The organism is Bifidobacterium kimbladii, assembly GCF_032193675.1.
Classification (GTDB): Bacteria; Actinomycetota; Actinomycetes; order Actinomycetales; family Bifidobacteriaceae; genus Bombiscardovia; species Bombiscardovia kimbladii.
The window spans coordinates 1-20,307 of sequence record NZ_JASTZZ010000002.1 but is presented as its reverse complement, the minus strand read 5'-3'; the positions used below and the strand labels follow the sequence as shown (position 1 = coordinate 20,307).

The window sequence follows — 20,307 nt, the reverse complement described above, 5'->3', positions numbered from 1 at the left end:
TCAGTGTTATCAGTAAAAGGGAGCGTCTACATGCTCACGATGATCTTGACGTGGTTTTCCGCGTCCTCACGCAGCTGGCGGAAGCCCTTGTCCACGATGTCCTCGACCTTGATCCGGTCGGTGATGAAGGTGGACAGGTCGATGTTCCGGTCATGGATGAGCTTGATGGCGTCAGGATGGTCGTTGGCGTATCCCATGGTACCGCGGATGAACTTCTCGCCGAAGCCCAGCTCCTTGGTTAGGTTCAGCGTAATGGGCTTGCCATGCAGGGCTACGACCATGAGTCCGCCGGTGGCCTTCAGGGCCTCCAAAAGCTGGTGGTCGACCGGTTCGGCTCCAGCTGCATCGAAGGCCAGATCGGCCCCGGCTTCGTCGGTCTCCTGGCGGACCCGCTCCGCCAGGTCCTCCTTGCTGGGATCGACCACAATGTCGGCCGAATGGGACTGCAAGGCCTTCTCCTTACGAGCCGAGGAGAGCTCGGACATGATCACCCGGACTCCCTTCGCCCGCAGGATGGTGCCGATGAGCAATCCTACGGGCCCGGCGCCGCCGACCACTGCGGTCTGTCCTTCGTGGGGGTCCATGGCGCGGATGGCGTGGTGGGCCACAGCGAAGGGCTCGATCATGGCAGCCTGGTCCAGGGGGATGTCGCCCACGGGGAAGACGTGCTCTGCCGGAACCACGATGTGCTCGCTGAGTCCGCCGCCGCCTCCGTTGATGCCGATGCCGGCCAGCTTGTCGCAGTCATTGTAGTTGCCGGCCTTGCAGGCTGGGCATTCGCCGCAGGCGATTTCGGCCTCGACTACCACCGAGTCGCCCACTTTCATGTCAGTGTGCACGTCGTCGGCGATGGCCTCGACGGTACCAGAGATCTCATGGCCGAAAACCACCGGCAGGGTCTCGCCCGTCAGGGGATGGGGATGATCGGGCGAATTGCCTCCGCCGTTGACTGCTCCGTCGTAGTACAGATGGACATCGGAACCGCAGATTCCGGTGAAGGCGGGGTGGATCTTGATGGTCCCGGGTTTGAGCTCAGGCTCGGGCACGTCCTCCAGACGCACATCTTCCTTGCCGTAGTACATCAATGCTTTCATATCGTATATCCTCTCTGATATGCGTATAGATCCTGCACGGACGCAGTTGAATACCCAACATGACATCCTTGCTGGTGGGTGACGCTCCTTCGTTGGAGACCACCTGATTCCCATATTACCGCTGATATGCAGCCCCAGTAATGGGAGTTTCAGTAAGGACCTCGCCGCCCTGGTCGAAGTCGAAGTCGCCCAGCCAGTGTCCGAACCTGCTGGGCCCCTTGCCGCACCAGACCACACAGGCGCTGCGGTCGGCCTGACCGCTCAGCAGACGGTTGGCGGTTCCGGTCACCCTGTCGTTTCCCAGACGGTAGTCCAGGAACTTGCCGTCCCCGTAGTGACGGGCCACCCGCTGACGCTGCTCCTGGTCCAGCACCCGCCATGGGTCGGCGGCGCAGAAGACCCTGGCGGGCAGGTCCTGCTCCGCCGCCTGGATCAGGGCCAGGCCGCCGCCCAGGCTATGCCCGGTAAAGAGGACTCCGCGTTCGGCTCCCGCCTTGCGTCGGGCCAGGTCAAGCGCCTGCTTGGCCAGGATGCCTGCCTGCTGTGTCTGTCCTGGTTCCCCGTTCAACGGCGGCAGGAAGCAGGTCAGCGCGGCGTGGATGTCATGGCGAGGGTCGTCGCGCAGGTTGGTGCCTGCATAGACCACGATCAAATGGGCGTAGTCCGGACCGTTCTTCAGGCCCTGGGCGGCGATCATCCCTTCGAAGCCGTTTTCGGGGCAGTAGCGGGATCGCAGCACCCAGTAGCTGCCCAGGGCCGGGTCCTCGAACCAGTGCAGGCCCGGCCGGGTCTTGGCATCCCCTCGGCCGATCCCGTAGGAATACTGGCAGAGCATGTTGAGCTGCTGTGTGGTAAACCCGGTCCGGACCTGCATGGCGTTCCCTTTCTGCCAGATTCGTGAGGCATCGACCATGACCAACCGCCTTTAGGCCCGACTATTCCCGTCCAGACTGCGCCGTCAGAAAAGAGGGAAACCGTCCCGCTGGCCCGTCGGCTGGTGCCCGCATTAGACTTGACATGCCATATCCATACAGGACCTATGCCGATGCCGGTGGGGGCACCGACATCCATGCGCGAAAGGAAATTCATGCCCGGAGCCAATCTGACTCGTGTGGAAGCCGAAGAGCGAGCCGTCGTCGTATCCAATGTCAGCTACAAGGTCAATCTGGACCTGACCAAGGGGCCTGCCACCTTCCCCTCCACAGCCCTGATCGACTTCGATGCCCGGCCGGGGGAGTCCACCTTTGTGGATCTGATCGCCGACCAGGTCAGCCTGATCGAGCTCAACGGCCAGCGCCTGGATCCGGCCCTGGCCTTCCGGGACGACCGGATTGAGCTAAACGACCTGGGCGAGCACAACCAGCTGCGGGTGGAGGCCCTCAGCCGTTATTCGCGGACAGGCGAGGGGCTGCATCGCAGCGTGGACCCCTCGGATGGCAACGTCTACCTCTACTCCCAGTTCGAGGTGCCCGACGCCCGTCGGGTCTACGCGGTCTTCGACCAGCCGGACATCAAGGCCGTCTTCGACTTCACCGTGGACGCCCCGGCATCCTGGACGGTCCTGTCCAACATGCCTCCCGCCTCCCATCAGAATCTGGACAGCCGCACCGCCGAGGGAACCCTGGAGGGCGGCCGCACCGAGGGCGTGACCCGCTGGGTCTTCCAGACCACCCCGGTCATGAGCTCCTACCTGACCGCCTTCGCCGCCGGACCCTACGCCCAGTGGACCAGCGAGTACCAGAACGAGGACGGACGGACCATCCCCATGGGCCTGTACTGCCGCCAGGCGCTGAAGGACTCCCTGGACGGGGACGTCGAATACCTCTTCGACGTGACCAAGAAGGGCTTCGCCTTCTACGCCAAGACCTGGGACCTGCCCTTCCCCTGGGCCAAGTATGACCAGATCTTCGTGCCCGAATACAACGCGGGCGCCATGGAGAACATCGGCCTGGTCACCTTCCGCGACTCCTACGTCTTCGAGTCCAAGGCCACCGGCGCCCAGATCAACCGCCGCGTGGAGACCGTCTTGCACGAGCTGGCCCACATGTGGTTCGGCGACCTGGTGACCATGAAGTGGTGGAACGACCTGTGGCTGAACGAGTCCTTCGCCGAGTTCATGTCAACCCTGGCCACCGCCGAGGCCACCGAGTGGACCGACGACTGGGCCACCTTCTGCTCCGGCGAGAAGAGCTGGGCCCTGACCGAGGATCAGCTGCCTACCACCCACCCCGTGGTGGCCCCCATCCGCGACCTGCACGACACCGAGGTCAACTTCGACGGCATCACCTATGCCAAGGGCGGTTCCGTCTTGAAGCAGCTGGTCGCCTATGTGGGCCGTGAGCGCTTCTTCCAGGGCATCCACAACTATCTGACGGCCCATGCCCACGGCAATGCCACCCTGAAGGATCTGCTGACCGAGCTGGAGAAGACCAGCGGCCGCGACCTGGGCAACTGGTCCCGGCTCTGGCTTGAGGAGGCCGGCATCACTACGCTGACCAGCCGGGTGCAGACCGATGGGCAGGGGACCATCACCGCCATGAGGATCGACCAGACCGCCCCCGAGGAGCACCCGGTCCTGCGTCCGCATCGCCTGGCTGTGGGCTTCTATGACGAGGACCAGTCCGGCAAGGTGGTGCGTACAGACCGGTTCGAGCTGGATCTGGAGGGCCAGGGAGCCGAAGTGCCCCAGGCTGTGGGCAAGAAGCGTCCGGCCCTGATCCTGATCAACGACGACGACCTGACCTATGCCAAGCTGCGTCTGGATCAGGATTCCCTGGAGTATGCCACGCAGAACCTGTACCGGATCGAGGACCGCCTGGCCCGTGCCGTGGTCTGGCTCAGCCTGTGGGACATGACCCGGGATGCTCAGTTCCCTGCTGAGCGTTTCATCAGCCTGAGCCTGAAGGCCCTGGCCACCGAGCACCAGTCCACCACCTTCCGCTACGCCCTGTCGCAGATTTCCACGGCCGCCCACCACTTCACCGCCTCCCGTCGTCGTCAGCCCATGCTGCAGCTGGTGGCCGGCACCCTCTGGGACCTGGCCATGAAGGCCCAGCCCGGTTCGGACGAGCAGTTCCAGCTGGTCCGCGCCTACCTGGGTTACGGGGACGACGCCGACTTCGAGGATCACGCCCGCGGTCTGCTGAGCGGCGACCTGAAGCTGGAGGGGCTGACCATCGACAACAACACCCGCTGGCTGATCATCCACGCCCTGTCCGCCCATGACCTGCTGGCTGACGGCGAGATCGACCGGGAGCTGGCGGCGAAAGACACCACGGAGAACCGCGAGTTCGCCATGGGCGCCCGGGCCGCCCGCCCGACGGCTGGGGCCAAGGCCTGGGCCTGGGATCAGGCCCTGCACAACGAGGATCTGACCAACTCGCAGATCGAGGCTCTGGCCGACGGCTTCTCTGGCTCGGGGGACCAGGAGCTCTTCGCACCCTACGTGGATCGCTTCTTTGCAGCCGTGGACGAGGTCTGGGCCCAGAAGACCTTCCACATCGCGGAGACCCTGCTCAACCCCCTGTCGGCAGGCGGGCTCTACCCGACCAAGGCCGACCCGGCCGCCCTGGTCGAGGCGGGCGACGCCTGGCTGGCCGACCACGCCGAGGCCCCCAAGGCCCTGCGCGGGATGATCATCCAGAACACGGAGTCCTCCAGGCGCACCCTCAAGGTCCGCCAATACAACGAGCGTCTGCGCTGAGCGACCTGCCCGCTCCCGATCCGAGTGGCGACGGGTCAGGGGCGGGGCCATAATGAATCTGTCGCCTGTATGCAGAATGGTAGGTTCGGAGGAGAGCAATGCCCAGATTATTCGGTACCGATGGTGTACGCGGTTTAGCCAATAGAGACCTGACTGCACAGCTGGCCCTGGATCTGGGCGATGCAGCGGTCCGTGTCCTAGGTCGTGGCGCGGATCGGTCCGCGGGCCGCCGACGGGCCCTGATTGGCCGCGACACCCGGGTCTCCGGGGACTTTCTGGCATCGGCCTTGGCTGCCGGCATGTCATCGGGCGGCTTCGACGTGATTGATGTGGGCATCATCCCCACCCCGGGCATCGCCTACCTGACCAGCGTGCTCAACGTGGAGATGGGGGCGGTCATCTCCGCCTCCCACAACCCCATGCCCGACAACGGCATCAAGTTCTTCGCCCGGGGCGGGTTCAAGCTCCAGGATTCCAAGGAGGACGACATCGAAGCGGTCCTGGGCCAGGACTGGGAGCGTCCGGTGGGCGAGGGCGTGGGCCGCGTCTCCCATGACACAGTGACCGCCACCAATATGTACATCGACCACCTTGTTGAAGCAGTTGCCCCTGTCGCCCCCGACAAGACCCAGACCAAGCCCTTGGACGGTCTGCGGATCGTGGCCGACTGCGCCAACGGAGCCACCTCGGTGGTCGCTCCCGAGGCCCTGCGCCGGGCCGGGGCGGACGTGGTGGTCATCAACGCCTCGCCTGACGGCTACAACATCAACAAGCACGCCGGATCCACCCACCCCGAACAGCTGCAGGCCATGGTCCAGGCCTCGGACGCGGTCATGGGCGTGGCCTTCGACGGGGATGCCGACCGCTGTCTGGCCGTGGACGAAGAGGGACACATGGTCAACGGCGATCAGATCATGGGCATCCTGGCCCGCGCCAAGCAGCGTGAGGGCAAGCTGGCCAACGACACCCTGGTGGTCACCGTCATGAGCAACCTGGGGCTCAAGCTGGCCCTGAAGCAGATGGGCATCGTCACCGTCCAGACGGCTGTGGGCGACCGCTACGTCCTGGAGGAGATGCTGCGCGGGGGCTACACCCTGGGCGGCGAGCAGTCCGGGCACGTCATCAACCGGGAGTTCGCCACCACCGGTGACGGGACCCTGACGGCCCTGACCCTGGCCAAGGAGGTCGTGCGCTCAGGCAAGAGCCTCAAGGAGCTGGCCGCGGACTTCCCCCAGCTGCCCCAGCAGCTGATCAACGTGTCCGGTGTGGACAAGAACGCGGCCCGCACCAACGCCAAGGTCCAGGATGCGGTCGAGGCGGAGGAGCGGATGCTGGGCAGCACCGGCCGGGTCCTGCTGCGGCCATCGGGCACCGAACCCCTGGTCAGGGTCATGGTCGAGGCGGCCACCCAGGAGCAGGCCGACCAGGTCTGCCAGCGGCTGGCATCGGTCGTGGCCGACGAGCTGGCCATCTGAACCGAAGACCCAGGAAAGGCGGAATCATCCATGTTTGGCAGAAAGGCGGCCTTCGACGCCGATCTCAACCACCGGGTGGAATCCATGCTGGCCAAGGCCGGCAAAGAAGAGCTCCTGCCCATCGTGCAGATGGGCGAGCCCGTCCTGCGCCAGCAGGCCCAGCCCTACAAGGGTCAGCTGGCAGCCAAGACGCTGAACAGGCTGCTCAAGGCCATGCGCACCACCATGCTTGAGGCCCCGGGCGTGGGACTGGCAGCGCCCCAGGTGGGCCTGGGCCTGGCCATCGCGGTCATCGAGGACCATGTCCGCGACGACGAGGATGATCCGCGCCAGATCGACGAGTTGCCCTTCAGGGTCATCATCAACCCCTCCTATGAGCCTATCGGGCAGGAGGCCGCATCCTTCTATGAGGGATGTCTGTCCCTGGAAGGATTCCAGGCGGTTCGGCGTCGCTGGCTGGACATCACAGCCAGCTGGGAGGACCGTTCCGGGCGCAAGCACCGCCAGCGCATGCACGGCTGGCCTGCCCGCATCTTCCAGCATGAGACCGACCATCTATCAGGGGAGGTCTACATCGACAAGGCCGAGATTCGCAGCCTGTCCTCCGACGACAATCTGAGCGAGTACTGGGCCTACGACCCGGTCCCCACCGAGGCGGCGCGGGAGCTGGGCTTCACCATCTGAAACCTACAAACCTTCTAAATTTTCTTCACCCTCTGATCCAGAGCTATATCCTCAGTCAGTTCCGGTCCGTCACCCTTCAGGGGTGCCACCGGGTGCATGGTCAGTGTCTCAGAGGCATGGCGGCCAGGCTCCACAGCCTTGGGCAGGATTTCCTTGCCCTCCATGCCTGGGTCCAGCCAGGAGTCCAGGTTTTCATCAGTGATCAGCAGAGGCATCCGATCGTGCACCCGGGCGGCCTTCGGCGTGGCTTGCGTCGTCAGGATGGTGGCCGTCAGCAGCCAGGGCTGGCCAGGTCTGGCACGCCACCAGGAGTAGAGGCCGGCAATGCTCAGGGTGTGGCCGTCGGGAGCCTGGAAGTAGTAGGGCTGGTGGTCTGGTGTCCACTCGTAGTAGCCGCTGGCCGGAATGATGGCCCGCTGACTCCTGGCTGAATCCGCATAGGTCCGCTTGGTCAGGGCGCTCTCGACTCGGGCGTTGTGGGTGGGGTAGGCCATCTGATCGCTGTCCGACCAGGAAGGGACCAGGTTCCAGCGGGCCGTATGCAGGTGCCGCTGTCCATGTCGGTCCTGGGCCACCAGGGCGATGGCCGATCCGGGACTGATGTTCCAGGAGGGCTTAGGCAGTCCCGGAGCCTGCCGGGCACCATATTTTTGGGCCAGACCGGAGTAGTCCAGGTCAGCTGCGAATCGTCCACACATGAAGCCCATTCTATGGATGCTTGGAACCCCCGTCGAGGAAACGCCGGAGGCCTCTTCCAGGGAAAGTTTGCATGGTAGTTCAGGCCTTTCCCTGCTACCATAGAAGGTGGTCTGCAACAATGGTGTCTGCATTGAAGACCGCTGTGGCTGCAGTACAGTATTCAACGATATATATATATTTGTCCTGCCGGATGAAACCGGCGGGAACATGGTTATTAGGAGATGGCTTATGCCTCAGAAGATCAAGGCGTCGATTGCTTACGGCATCGGCAAGGGATTCGCCCAGCCCGAGGAGGTCATCATTGATGACCCCATCGGCGCGGAGGTCCTGGTGGACGTGCAGGCCTCGGGTCTGTGCCATTCGGATCTGCATCTGGTCGAGGATGACGACAAGTTCTTCCCATTCCCGGCTGTGATCGGCCATGAGATCTCGGGCATCGTCGAGGCCGTGGGCCCCGAAGTGTCCGGCATCAAGGTTGGCGACCACGTGGTGGCCTCCCTGGAGCAGGTATGTGGGCACTGCGCCAACTGCCTCAGGGGCCAGCCTCAGTCCTGCACCCAGCAGCAGGAGTGCGTGCGTGGCGCGGGTGAGAAGCCCCGTCTGTCCTTCCCCGACGGCCGGCCCATCACTCAGGCTTTCGGTGTCGGCGGCTTCGCCGAGAAGGCACTGGTCCACGAGAACCAGCTGGCTGTGGTCAACAACGAGGTCAAGTGGGATGAGGCAGCCTGCATCGGCTGCGCCACCATCACCGGAGCAGGAGCGGCCATCAACACTGCCCATGTGCGCCCCGGCGATACCGTGGCCGTGATCGGCACCGGCGGCATCGGTCTGAACATCATCTCGGGAGCCCGGATTTGCGGCGCCAAGCGGATCATCGCCATCGATCTGCTGGACAACAAGCTGGAGTTCGCCCGTAAGTTCGGTGCCACCGACGTCATCAACTCCAAGAACGAGGATCCCGTGGCCAAGGTGCGTGAGCTGACCAACGGCGGCGTGGACAAGGCCTTCGAGGCCATCGGTCTGCCCGTCACCATGAAGCAGGCCTGGGACATCCTGGGCGTGGGCGGCACCGCCTACCCGATCGGCCTGGCCAAGCCGGATGCCACGATCTCTCTGGAGATCAACCCGGCCGACCTGCTGGTCCATCAGCGTGGCTTCAAGGGCGTGTGGATGGGCTCCACCAACATCAAGCACGACATTCCTATGTATGCCGACTTTGCTGTGGATGGACGGCTGAACATGCATGACATCGTCAGCCAGCACATCAAGCTGAGCCAGATCGACGAGGCCTACAAGCAGCTGGTCAACGGCGAGGTCATCCGTTCGGTCATCACCGAATTCGACTGATCCCTTCCAACTTAACGGCATGACTGCTGAAGGTTATGCCGAACAGATTACAGGGGCTCCGGGTGCGCAAGGCATCCGGAGCCCCTTTGTTGTTCTGCTGATCCGAGAGCCGGATCAGGCCAGGAGCCTGCCGATGTTCTCGGCCACTGCGGCGAGATTGTCGGCGGCCTTGGTCATGGCATCCTCAAGGCTGACAGCCCCGGGGCTGATGCTGAAGATGGCGTCGATGCCCACCTTGTAGAGCTCTTCGGTCCCGGCGCCCACGTTACCTGCCAGGGCGATGACCTTGCAGCCGGGGGAGGACTCCTTGACGGCTTGGGCTGTGCCCATGGGGGTCTTGCCAAAACCGGTCTGGAAGTCGATGCCGCCCTCGCCGGTGAAGCAGAGGTCGGCGCCACGAGCCAGCTCTTTGAGGTGGGTGGTCTCCACCACAATATTGACGCCTGAGGCCATGACGGCCGGAGTGAAGGCCAGGAATCCTGCGCCCAGGCCACCGGCGGCCCCCGCGCCCGGCTTGGTTTCCACCTCCCGGTGCAGGTCCTTGCGAATGACGGCTGCATAGTGAGCCAGGGCCGCATCCAGGGTGGCCACCATGGACGGGTCTGCTCCCTTTTGCGGGCCGAAGACGGCCGAGGCACCTTCGGGGCCGGTCAGGGGGTTGGTTACGTCTGAGGCCAGACGAATGCGGGTGCTGGCCAAACGGGGATCCAGCCCGGAGATATCAATCCGGTCCAGCCGGGCCAATGCCGCTCCTCCCTGGGTCAGCTCATGTCCGTCAGCGTCCAGGAGCCGGGCTCCCAGGGCCTGGGCCATGCCGGCGCCGCCGTCGTTGGTGGCCGAGCCTCCAAGGCCGACGATGATCTCTTGTGCGCCCTGGTCCAAGGCCTTGACGATCAGCTCGCCCGTGCCGTAGGTGGTGGTGACCAGAGGGTCGCGAGTCTGTTCGTTGACGAACTGGATCCCGCTGGCTGCAGCCATCTCGATGGCGGCGGTCCGTCCGTCGCCCAGGATGCCGTAGCTGGCCATGACGCTCTGCCCTAGAGGTCCAGTGACCTGGGCCTGGATCATATGGCCTCCGGTGGCATCGACCAGGGACTGGACCGTGCCCTCGCCGCCGTCAGCCATGGGTACCAGGACCGTTTCGGCCTTGAGGGGGCTGCGTCGCAATCCGCGTTCGATGGCCTCTGCAGCCTCCTTGGCGGTCAGGCTGCCTTTGAAAGAGTCGGGTGCAATGATGATTTTCATGGTTGTGACCTTTCCTGACCCGTCGTTTCAGAAGACCAGATAGACCAGCATGGCCACCAGGGTCATTGTCAGGCCTACCAGGAACTCAAAGGGAACCACCTTCATCCGCTCGCCCAGGGTCATGTTGATGGACTTGGCGGTGACGTGGAAGTAGTTGCCGTGTGGCAGTTGGTCGATGACCGTGGCGCCTGCCTGCATGGTGGCAGCAGCAGCCACCTCCGAGGTCCCGAAAGCCAGGATGGACTTGCCGAAGGAGCTACTGCCCAGGATGACGCCCGTGGAGGTGGAAGCGGTGGCGGCAGCCATGAGGATGCCGGCGATGGGGGCCAGCATGGACCCGGGTACGCCCATGGCGTGGATGAGGTTGACGATCTGCTTGGGCAGGTCGGAGCTGGTAATCAGCCCGCCCAGGGCTCCGGCTCCGATCAGGATGAGGACCACATCAACCATGCGCTGCAGGCCGGCGCTGGTGTATGTGAGGATTTTGCCGCCCTGTCTCATGGCCAGCAGACCCAGGATGGATGCCAAGGGCAGGATGTACATGGCATCCACTTGGAACCGTTCCAGCAGGCCGATGTGCAGAATGGAGCCCACGGGGTTGAGCAGGAGCAGGACCACGGCGGTGATCGGGGCCACCAGGGAGCGCCCTAGGGAGGGCAGATCCTTGTCCTTAGAGGCCTTAGCTGCGTCCTCGCCCAGGTCGTCCATGGTGACGATCCGTCCGCGATGCTGCATGATGGTGGCCAGCAGGACGGCCATGGCCAGTCCGCATAAGGCTGGGATGAAGCTGCCGATCATGACAGCCGAGGGCTGTATGTGGAATCCCGAGGCTACCGCAATGGTGTTGGGGTTGGGCGAGATGATGTTGCCGGCCTTGCCGCCGCCAGACAGGGCGATCAGAAGAGCCAGTTTGGAGATCTTGAGCCGGCTGCCAACCTCGATGGCGATGGGTGCCACAATCAGGACGGCCACGGGGATGAATACTCCGACTGCGCAGATGATCATGGTCGCCAGGGCCAGGGAGAGGATGGCCATGCGCTCGCCCAGGCCGTCCACGATGGCTCGGGCTATACGGTTGGCGGCGCCGGACTCCATCATGACGCCTGCCAGCACGCCAGCAGCCAAGACCCGGATAACCGTGCCCATGACGCTTTGAGAGCCGGCCACCACGATGTTGACGGTCTGGCCCAGGGAGGCGCCCCCGATCAGGCAGCCTACGATGGCCCCCAGCATGAGCGCATAGGTGGTGTTGAGTTTCCTGAGAATGAGGATGATGGCCAGGGCCAGACCCAGCAGGGCGGCCCACCATGACAAGGTAATGTCCATGTCGGTTCCTTTGATCCGTATCTTGTGCCAAGGACCATGCCTGGCATCGTCATAGATTCCAGACCAGCAACGATCCTTTAGCTTTTCTCACTATCAGTGTGGCTCTGTTAAGCTCTTTTTGCCAGGTCACCCATACTTGAAAAGCGAGGGATAGTGTGGGAAAGAATGGTTCATGTACCATATTTGTCAGGAGGCGAGTCATGACCATAGACCCTGCGACGGCGCAGACAATCGTCGACAACCTCAAGGATGTAATCGAGTACAATATCAATTTCTTCGACACTGAGGGAACCATGGTGGCCAGCACTGATGCTTCGCGCATAGGCAGCTTTCATGGCGCGGCCCGCCAGGCGGCCGTTGACGGTCAAACCGTTGCCGTGGATCGTCGGCATCCTTATGAGGGAGCACAGGACGGGGTCAATGTGCCAGTAGTACTCAATGACGCAGTGGTGGCGGTCATCGGGATCACCGGCCCCGTGAACAGGGTGAGGGATCTAGGCGGGATCATCGAGCGCATGACCGGGCTCATGCTCTGCGCCAACATGGAGCAGATTGCTCGATTCAACAGGCGGATCATGACCAGTAACCTGGTCAACCTGCTGACCCTGGAGCACAAGGACAACGAATTGATGAATGCCCTGGCCCTGGCCCTTGATCTGGACTTGTCAGGTCCACGGCTGGCTCTGGTCGGCAGGGCTCCAGGAGTCCGGTTGGAAAGGCTCAATCAGGATCGGCTCTACGAAAAACTCTGCAAGACGTGTCTGTCCTTCGGGGTTCCCCTCTTCGCTGTAAGTCCCAGGGATTTTCGTGTCTATGCGCCGCAGATGGGACAGGCCGAGCTTGATGATTTCGTGGTTGCTTTACGGCAGGCTCTTGCTGGTGCGGTCGGCTCCCAGGTGGTGTTGGGTGCGGGGACGATCCAGGCGGATCCGGACCAGTACTGGCGCAGCTATCGGCAGGCATGCATCGCAGCGCGATGGGCCGGATTCACTGACAATGACCAGCGGTATAGGTACGAGCAGATGGGCACGGGGCTGCTGATCACCTCAATGCCCACCGAGCAGTGCCAGGCCTTTGTGGAGCAGGTCTTTGCGGGCCTGGAGCCGGATCGCATTGAGCAGTTCGACAGGGTTTTCAGCGTCTACACCCGGCACAACGGTAGCATCACCCACGCCGCCCAGGAGCTTTTCATTCACAAGAACACCATGCAGAACCGGCTGGATGCTTTGGCGAGAGAGACAGGCTACAATCCCCGTCACCTGAGCGATTATCCCATTCTGGCCGCAGCCTTCGAACTGCGCAAATACTTAGCTTACAAGGATATTCCCGACGAAAGTGCAGAGTTGAGCGACCGTCCTGAGACTGCTGACCAGCCTGGGGGGACGATAGACTCTGTGTCCTAATCCTCCGCCACCTGGTCATCGGCTGAAAGCTGTTTCAGCTCGGCGCGGACCTTTTGGAGCTTGGCGAAGGCTGTGTTGCGGTCCTGGGTGGTTTTGGCCCGGCTATGGTCTCCGGTCAGCTTGGCCTCCTGGGCCTTGAGCAGCTCGATGCGCTCGCGGACAGCGAGGCGGCTGTCCAGATCCGTACCGTCGGTCTGGTCCAGGGTCACCTGGGCGCACAGGCTGTCCCAGAGCTGGTCCATATCGTCGCCGACCAGGCTCAGACTGGTCTGATCGGCAGGACGGGGCCTGCCCAGGTGGAGCGTATGCCTGGTCTCATGACCGGCCTTGGTCGGCAGGGCCCGGCGGACGGCCGGCGTGCAGACGAGCCGCTCTTCACCCTGGTGAATGGTGATGAACACCATGCCTGATGAGCGCATGGCAGCGATGTGTTCCAGTACGTCCTCCGGCACATCGGGGGTTTTCAACCCGATGGCCATGACCAGCACTTCATGGCAGTGTGCGCCATCCGCTGCAGGGATGGTCCCGGGCCGCAGCAGGGCCAGCATGACAATCTTGTCGACGCTGGTGGAGAAGTGCTGACGCAGCCGTGAGGAGACGGGCGGCCGCGTGGTGAAAGCGCGTATAGGCAGTTCGCCCTTGGTTGCTGGAATGGCGGTGGTGGGCGGCAGGCCCAGGGAGCGCGCGGATACGCCTTCGTAGCTTGCGATTGTCATCCTTGGCCTTTCTGTCGCTGTTGCCGTTATTCTACCGGCAGGAGTGCGACCAGGGACAAGAGTGTCCGTCTGTCGGCAATGTATATTGGCTGTAAACCCATGAGACCGGATGCGAAGAGCTGTGCGGGTTGGAGTGATGAGGGCTGAATGATGAGCAACGATGCAGAGATGACGGTAACCGACGAGGAACGTGAACTCCTGGAGGGCTGGACCGAGGTCGACGGGGACCTGGATGGTTGCAGTCCTGATATGGCCAAGACTGTTCTGGGGTCCCGGCTGACCTTCGGGCGCATGGATGCTCCCCGTTCACGTCACTGGCAGGTGCCCGAGGGAGTGGACTGCTTCAACGACATCGCCTATGTGGACGATGGTTTGCGCGCCCACAAGCTGGATCTGTACCTGCCTCATGATGCCCTGCTGCGCAACGGCAGGGTGACCCCGGTTTACATCGATATCCACGGCGGCGGGTTCATGTACGGCTACAAGGAGCTCAACCGGAACTTCTGCACCCACCTGGCCCAACGTGGCTTCGCGGTCTTCTCCGTCAACTACAGGCTGATCCCCAGCACGGACTTCATGGGCCAGCTGGGTGACGTGCTGACGGCTCTGACTTGGATAAAGAACCACCTGGACGAGTATCCGGTCTCGCCCGACCGGATCTTTCTGACGGGAGACTCGGCCGGAGGCACCCTGGCACTCTATACGCTGGCCGTCGAGTCCGATGATCAATTTGCGCAAAGGCTGGGTCTGAAGCCTGCCGGTCTGCGGCCTCGGGGGGCTGCTTTCGTCTCAGGCCTGCTTGATCTGACTCCTTACTTATCGGTGGATTTGGAAGACTTCCATCCAACCGGTTCGCCCACCGATGACCTGACAAGGGTCGCACCATCTTTCTTCAGGAGCTTCGTGCAGGCTGGGGGCGACCAGGTGGCCGACCTGAGGACTATGGTCGACATGGTCCACCTGCCGCCGGTATTCCTGAACAGCAGCGCCGACGACTTCCTGCAAGGTGATGCGCTTAAGATGGCCGAGATTCTGTGCAGGAAAGGCCGCGACTTCGAGCTGCACGACCTGAGGCCCAACCGTCTGCAGACCCTGGGACACGTCTATCCGGTGGCCATGACCTGGCTGGAGGAGAGCCGGCAGGCCCTGGACCAGATCCACGATTTCTCCTACGACCTGATTTGAGCCTCTGCGCGCGCCCAGTTCATCCGGTTGCTGGCTATGATGGGAGGAGAAAGGTGGGCATCGATGGCGCAAGGCCCCCGGTGTCTGCACCGCCGCTTACAGAGGAGTGATTCATGGACGAGAAGACCTTGGTAGAGAAGCTAGGCAACCTGGAGACCATCGACCAGCTGGTTGATCTGTCCAAGGAGATCGGCCAGCCCCTGTCATACAACGACGCGGACCAGCTCTTCGGCAGGATCAACCAGTGCAAGAATGACGTCGCACAGCTGGGCGGCGATACCATCGCCAAGCTGGCCAAGAAGGTCTTCAACATCTGAGGCATCAGAATCTGAGGTGTCAGATTTCATAAGGGCGGGCCGTTGTCCGGTTCCGCCCTCTTTTCATGCCCGGTTTCATGCCCGGGCCCGGGCCTCCTGCTCGATCTGGGCCAGGCTCTTGCCTCGGGTCTCAGGCACCATGATCCAGGCGAACACCAGGGCGCACACATTGATCAGGGCGAAGAGCAGGTAGGTGCCGGTGCCGCCCAGCCGGGCCAGCAGGGTGGGGAAGACCAGGGAGAGCCCGAAGTTGGTCAGGTTCATGGCCACGTTGGCGTAGCCCATGCCGCGGCTCTTGATCTGCTGGGGGAAGATCTCGGACAGGAGCAGCCAGGTGACCGGGGCCACCAGGCCCTGGACGAAGACCACGTAGATCATCATCATGCCGATCATGATCCAGGCGGCCGTTCGTGACCCGGAGCCCGGGGCGCCGACGAACCGGTAGCAGACCCCGATAGCGGCCAGGAAGACGATGGTGCCTGCAAGTCCCACAGCCAGAATGACGCGGCGGTCGAAGCGGTCGATCAGTCCCAGCCCTCCGATGGTGGCCGCTACGGCGGAGACCAGGATGACGGGGACGGTGGCGATCATTGATAGTGAGGGGTCGAAGCCCAGGGTGTCGGTGAAGATGGTCGGCGCGTAGTAGTTGACGATGTTCAGCCCGGTCAGCTGGTTGATCATGGCCACGCCGATGCCCACGATCAGCACCCGCCGGAGCCAGGGGGCCTTGAAGATGGGGGTCTTCGCGCTCGCCGGCTGCGACAGCTCCTGCATGGTCACCCGGGCCTCTGCCTGGTCGCGGGTGGACTGAAGGAAGGCTGCTGCCTGGTCCGGCTGGCCTCGGCGGATCAGGTGGGCCGGGCTGTCATGCAGGAAGCAGGCCAGCAGCGCCAGCAGGATGGCGGGCGGCACGAGGGCCCAGAGCATGGTCCGCCAGTCGGCACCCATCCGGTCCAGGATGGCATTGACGCTGACTGCCAGCAGCTGCCAGACCACGATCATGACCGAGTTGACCGAAACCACCCGTCCGCGTTCCGCCGTGCCGACCATGTCGGCCAGGTAGATGGGCACGATGGTCGAGGTCATGCCGATGCCGGCTCCGATGATCAATCTGCCCAGTCCCAGCAGGGCCAGGCTGGGGGCCAGGGCGCTCAGCAGGGCTCCCGGGATGGCCAGCAGGGCCCCGGCCAGGATGATGTGCTTGGGGCCGAAGCGGTCGTTGAACTTGCCTGCCAGGTAGGATCCCAGCGCGGCGCCTATCAGCAGGGCCGAGGTGACCATGCCCTGTTCGCCGGCCGTCAGGTGTCCGCCCGAGCCGGAGCCCAGGTTCATGCCGATCAGCGCTCCGGAGATGACGGTCAATGTATAGCCGTAGAGGCCGCCTGCCAGTACGCCCAGGGCGGTCATCAGTTGCAGGTTGCGCCGCCGTCCTTGGATTGCAGCCATGGGCTCCCCTTTCGCCGGGTCATCCGGGCATAATTAAAGCAATCATAGGCACCTGGGGGAGCGGTCCGTCGATCCGGCTCGCCATTATGGACCAGGGAATCGCCCGGGAAACCAGCTGCTGGATTCGCTATCTGGATTCGTCATCCGGGCCCTGGTCGCGGGCTAGATGAACATTTGAGGATATTGTCCACGACTTGCGCCTGTCATGGGCAGCGAAACTGCTCAATTTCGCATATGATAAGCAAGCATTCACCACAAGGACATCGTGGATGCATACGGCCATGGTTCCATACAGCCATGGCAATGAAAGGAAACATTGTATGCGCAAGCTGATTCTGGATCTGGACACTGGTGTCGACGACACTCTGGCTATCTCATATGCCTTGGGCAGCCCCGAAGTTGAGCTGATTGGCATAACCGGCACCTATGGCAACGTGCTGCTGGAGCAGGGCATCCGCAACGACCTGGCCATCACCGACCTGCTGGGCCACCCCGAGGTCAAGGTCTACCCGGGCCTGCCCCACGCCTCCAAGGCGGACTCCTTCGAGGTGCTGCCCGTCTCCGCCTTCATCCACGGACAGAACGGCATCGGCGACGTGGCCATCCCCGACTCGGACCGCAAGGCGGAGACGCAGTCGGCCGTGGACTTCATCATCGATGCGGTCAACACCTATGGCAAGGATCTGGTCTACGTGCCCACCGGCCCCATGACCAACATCGCCGCCGCCCTGGCCAAGGAGCCTGACATCGCCCAGCGCATCGGCTCCATCGTGCTCATGGGCGGGGCCCTGACCGTGCCGGGCAATGTGGACGCCTGGCAGGAGGCCAACATCTCCCAGGATCCGGACGCGGCCGACGTGCTCTTCCGCTCCGGCGCGCCCGTGACCATGGTCGGCCTGGACGTGACCCTGCAGACCCTGCTGACCTACAAGGAGACCGCCCGCTGGCGTGAGCTGGGCACCGCGGCAGGCAACTTCCTGGCGGACATGACCGACTTCTACATCAAGGCCTACGAGACCACCTCGCCCCACCTGGGCGGTTGCGGCCTGCACGATCCGCTGGCCGTGGGCGTGGCCGTGGATCCGACCCTGGTCACCACCCTGCCCATGAACATGAAGGTGGAGACCGAAGGCGCCACTCGCGGGCGCACCATCGGCGACGAGCAGCGGCTCAACGACCCGAACAAGACCATGCGCGTGGCCGTCGGCGTGGACGTGCCCCGCTTCCTGGACGAGTTCATGACCCGCATCACCAAGCTGGCCTCCCAGGCCGACTGAGGTCCGCCATCCCCGGCAAGTCCACGCAAGAGAAAGAGTATTGAAGACATCATGTCCGAAAAGCAATCCACCGAGGATTCGACAGCCGTACGATCGCTGATCCTGCTGCTGATCACCTTCGTTCTGGGAACCCTGTGCCTGCAGGGCTTCAACCTGGTCTTCCAGCAGGTCGGCAAGGATGCCGGCGCTCCAGACCAGGCCTCGCTGATCACGGCCCTGCCCAGCATCGTCCTGGGCATCGTCTGCTTCATCTACGGGTCCCTGGGCGACTTCGTATCCCTGCGCAAGCTGGTCACCTTCGGCCTGTGCATACTGTTCATCGGGTCCGTGTACGGATACGTGGCCAACACGATCATGGCCCCCAACATCTGGAATGTGATCGCGGCCCGGCTGCTGCAGACCGCCGGCGAGCAGGTGGCTGGCTCGGCCTACCTGGTCGTGGCCACCAAGTACCTCAAGCCCTCCCTGAAGGTGATCTTCTTCGGCATCTTCACGGCCGGATACCAGGTGTCTGCAGCCATTGGCATCTTCGCCGCCGGCCTGCTCAGCTCCATAGCCTGGCAGTACCTCTTCCTGATCCCCGCGGTCACCATCGTCTTCCTGCCCATCCTGCTCAAGAGCCTGCCCACCGGCGGCGGCAACGGCGAGAAGGTGGACTGGCTGGGCTTCGTCATCTTCGGACTGGCCACGGCCCTGCTGACCCTCTTCTTCTCGTACACGGCCTGGTGGCTGCTGGCGGCCTCGGCTGTCTGCTACCTGATCTTCGCCGTGTACATCAGCCGGGCCCGGAGCCCCTTCATCACCCCGGACTTCTTCCGCAACAAGCGCTGGCTGATGGGCATCGGTCTGATCCTGATCTTCTACTTCATGAACTACTGCATGTCGCCCATCTTCAACGCCATCGGGCGTGACGTCTACAAGGTGTCGACCACCACGGTTTCCCTGCATGTGGTCTGGGCCTTCCTGGTGGCCGCCGTGCTGGGCACCACCTCGGGCGCCATTGTGGACAGGATCGGCCGCAAGCCTGCCATCATCATCGCCGCCTGCCTGATGATCCTAGGCTTCGCAGGGACGGCTCTGGTGGTCAACTCCGGCCTGCTGGCCCTGACGCTGACTGCCTGCGTCTACTATGCCGGCGTCGGCCTGATGTATTCGCCCATCGTCTCCACCGTGCTTGACACCTTGCCCCAGGACCAGTCGGGCCGCGGCGTGGGCATGAACGATCTGGTCATGAACGTGACCGGCTCCATCGGCATCGCCATCATCGGCGGTCTGATGGGCAAGCCCAGCCTGGAGGGCTTCAGCATCATGGGCGCGACCGGCCCGGCTGCCAACTACAGCAACCTGCTGCTGATCGGAGCTGCCGTGTCCCTGCTGGGTCTGGTTGTGTATTTGGTCTGCAAGAAGACCATCTACGCCACGACTGCTGACCAGCAGTAAGCGGTTGTAGTCGACCGTCCGAGCACGGCAAGAGGAGCTGCTTCCTCTGTTGCGCTTGGGCGGTCGATTGATAAGTGTGGTGGGGGCGCGGGAGGAGTGTCGGCTCACTTGGGGTTGAGCCTTACGTGACACGTTCCTCCCTGCTCCCCCTATGTGGGCCGGGGGCGGGGGGATTGATACGCCACCCAGCCGCTCTTACTCGTGCGAAGCATGCAATAGTTGGTGTGTTTCTTTTCGGTGGCGGCGGGATGCGAGGACCCCGCCCATGCCGGTCACGCCGGTGGCCAGGGCGAGCAGGATGCCTTCCCCTCCGGCTCTTGGGAGCACGCCTGCGGGCAGGTACGTGTATCGGAGGGAGGTGTCCGGCGTTTGGGGTGCGCCGCCCAGCGTGTAGTCCACGCTGACGATGACCGTGCCCGGCTGGTGTGCGGGCGTGAGCACGGTCACGCTGCTGCCATCCCCGCGGGTCAGGCCTGGCACGGCGGTCTGGTCGAATCTGACGCCGGTGATCACCAGCTGCAGATTGAACATTACCGGCACAGGAGCCGACTTGTTGTTTTGGGTACCGTCGCCGAGCTGGCCATTGCTGTTTAATCCCCATGCGTAGGCGTTCCCGTCCATGCCCATCGCCAGCGAATGATATTGTCCGCCGCTGACCTGTGTGGCTTGCAGTCCTTTGCTCTTGTCGGTGGGGTTGGCGGGGTCACGCACGTGCACAGGAACAGGATTCGCATTTTCACCGCTGGTGGTGTTGTTGCCGAGCTGGCCATAGTTGTTACGTCCCCATGCGTAGGCGTTCCCGTCCATGTCGATCGCCAGCGAACTCCAGGTTCCGGCGCTGACCTGTGTGGCTTTCAGTCCTTTGTTCGTGTCGGTGGGGCTGGCGGGGTCGCGGACGTGCACAGGAACAGGATTCGCATTTTCACCGCTGGTGGTGTTGTTGCCGAGCT

17 protein-coding genes are annotated in these 20,307 nt (G+C 63.2%); 9 read left to right on the top strand and 8 right to left on the bottom strand.

Annotated elements, in window-relative coordinates; genetic code table 11:
* Window positions 1-26: 26 nt before the first annotated feature.
* Window positions 27-1,094, bottom strand: coding sequence for a 2,3-butanediol dehydrogenase (locus QRX41_RS03485; RefSeq protein ID WP_024627482.1), 1,068 nt, complete (start codon window positions 1,092-1,094; stop codon window positions 27-29).
* A gap of 115 nt (window positions 1,095-1,209) precedes the next feature.
* Window positions 1,210-2,007 carry an alpha/beta hydrolase family protein gene (locus QRX41_RS03480; protein ID WP_313838739.1) on the bottom strand — a complete coding sequence of 266 codons (798 nt, stop codon included), beginning with the start codon at window positions 2,005-2,007 and terminating at the stop codon, window positions 1,210-1,212.
* Window positions 2,008-2,181: 174 nt separating this feature from the next.
* On the opposite strand from QRX41_RS03480, the gene pepN reads away from it, so the two are divergent.
* From pepN to QRX41_RS03465, 3 genes are all read left to right on the top strand, one after another.
* A complete protein-coding gene (gene pepN / locus QRX41_RS03475) occupies window positions 2,182-4,797 on the top strand; it encodes an aminopeptidase N (RefSeq protein ID WP_313838738.1) in 2,616 nt (871 codons plus the stop codon).
* A gap of 98 nt (window positions 4,798-4,895) precedes the next feature.
* The gene (gene glmM, locus QRX41_RS03470; RefSeq protein WP_306221817.1) at window positions 4,896-6,272 is read left to right on the top strand and encodes a phosphoglucosamine mutase; all 1,377 of its coding nucleotides are present in this window, start codon (window positions 4,896-4,898) and stop codon (window positions 6,270-6,272) included.
* 30 nt (window positions 6,273-6,302) lie between these two features.
* Window positions 6,303-6,956, top strand: coding sequence for a peptide deformylase (locus QRX41_RS03465; RefSeq protein WP_313838735.1), 654 nt, complete (start codon window positions 6,303-6,305; stop codon window positions 6,954-6,956).
* A 14-nt stretch (window positions 6,957-6,970) separates the two neighbouring features.
* On the opposite strand, the gene QRX41_RS03460 is transcribed toward QRX41_RS03465, so the two are convergent.
* Window positions 6,971-7,654, bottom strand: a complete 684-nt coding sequence (locus QRX41_RS03460) for an SOS response-associated peptidase (protein ID WP_313838733.1) — start codon at window positions 7,652-7,654, stop codon at window positions 6,971-6,973.
* Between the two features lie 229 nt (window positions 7,655-7,883).
* On the opposite strand from QRX41_RS03460, the gene QRX41_RS03455 reads away from it, so the two are divergent.
* A complete protein-coding gene (locus QRX41_RS03455) occupies window positions 7,884-9,002 on the top strand; it encodes a Zn-dependent alcohol dehydrogenase (protein WP_313838732.1) in 1,119 nt (372 codons plus the stop codon).
* Window positions 9,003-9,116: 114 nt separating this feature from the next.
* Here the strand turns inward: QRX41_RS03455 and QRX41_RS03450 are convergent, their stop codons facing one another.
* Both QRX41_RS03450 and QRX41_RS03445 read right to left on the bottom strand, forming a co-directional pair.
* Window positions 9,117-10,247 (bottom strand): glycerate kinase, encoded by a 1,131-nt coding sequence (locus QRX41_RS03450; protein ID WP_313838730.1) that lies wholly within the window; start codon window positions 10,245-10,247, stop codon window positions 9,117-9,119.
* A 27-nt stretch (window positions 10,248-10,274) separates the two neighbouring features.
* Complete coding sequence (locus QRX41_RS03445) at window positions 10,275-11,573, bottom strand: GntP family permease (protein WP_313838729.1); 1,299 nt, start codon at window positions 11,571-11,573, stop codon at window positions 10,275-10,277.
* Between the two features lie 200 nt (window positions 11,574-11,773).
* Between QRX41_RS03445 and QRX41_RS03440 the strand changes: the two genes are divergently transcribed.
* On the top strand, window positions 11,774-12,976 hold the full coding sequence (locus QRX41_RS03440) for a CdaR family transcriptional regulator (RefSeq protein WP_313838727.1): 1,203 nt from the start codon (window positions 11,774-11,776) through the stop codon (window positions 12,974-12,976).
* On the opposite strand, the gene QRX41_RS03435 is transcribed toward QRX41_RS03440, so the two are convergent.
* The gene (locus QRX41_RS03435; protein ID WP_313838725.1) at window positions 12,973-13,692 is read right to left on the bottom strand and encodes a DUF4391 domain-containing protein; all 720 of its coding nucleotides are present in this window, start codon (window positions 13,690-13,692) and stop codon (window positions 12,973-12,975) included. The two genes, QRX41_RS03440 and QRX41_RS03435, sit on opposite strands and share 4 nt — an antisense overlap.
* A gap of 150 nt (window positions 13,693-13,842) precedes the next feature.
* On the opposite strand from QRX41_RS03435, the gene QRX41_RS03430 reads away from it, so the two are divergent.
* Complete coding sequence (locus QRX41_RS03430; protein WP_313838724.1) at window positions 13,843-14,877, top strand: alpha/beta hydrolase; 1,035 nt, start codon at window positions 13,843-13,845, stop codon at window positions 14,875-14,877.
* A gap of 113 nt (window positions 14,878-14,990) precedes the next feature.
* Window positions 14,991-15,194, top strand: a complete 204-nt coding sequence (locus tag QRX41_RS03425) for a hypothetical protein (RefSeq protein WP_121914473.1) — start codon at window positions 14,991-14,993, stop codon at window positions 15,192-15,194.
* Between the two features lie 75 nt (window positions 15,195-15,269).
* On the opposite strand, the gene QRX41_RS03420 is transcribed toward QRX41_RS03425, so the two are convergent.
* Window positions 15,270-16,640, bottom strand: a complete 1,371-nt coding sequence (locus QRX41_RS03420; protein ID WP_313838720.1) for a sugar porter family MFS transporter — start codon at window positions 16,638-16,640, stop codon at window positions 15,270-15,272.
* Between the two features lie 320 nt (window positions 16,641-16,960).
* Here QRX41_RS03420 and QRX41_RS03415 point away from each other — a divergent pair, with 320 nt between their 5' ends.
* Both QRX41_RS03415 and QRX41_RS03410 read left to right on the top strand, forming a co-directional pair.
* Entirely contained in the window at window positions 16,961-17,917 is a 957-nt protein-coding gene (locus QRX41_RS03415) for a nucleoside hydrolase (RefSeq protein WP_313838718.1), read from the top strand.
* Window positions 17,918-17,968: 51 nt separating this feature from the next.
* Window positions 17,969-19,357 carry an MFS transporter gene (locus QRX41_RS03410; RefSeq protein WP_313838716.1) on the top strand — a complete coding sequence of 463 codons (1,389 nt, stop codon included), beginning with the start codon at window positions 17,969-17,971 and terminating at the stop codon, window positions 19,355-19,357.
* A 195-nt stretch (window positions 19,358-19,552) separates the two neighbouring features.
* Here QRX41_RS03410 and QRX41_RS03405 read toward each other — a convergent pair.
* On the bottom strand, window positions 19,553-20,307 hold a 755-nt coding region (locus QRX41_RS03405), incomplete at its 5' end, for an RCC1 domain-containing protein (RefSeq protein ID WP_396176788.1).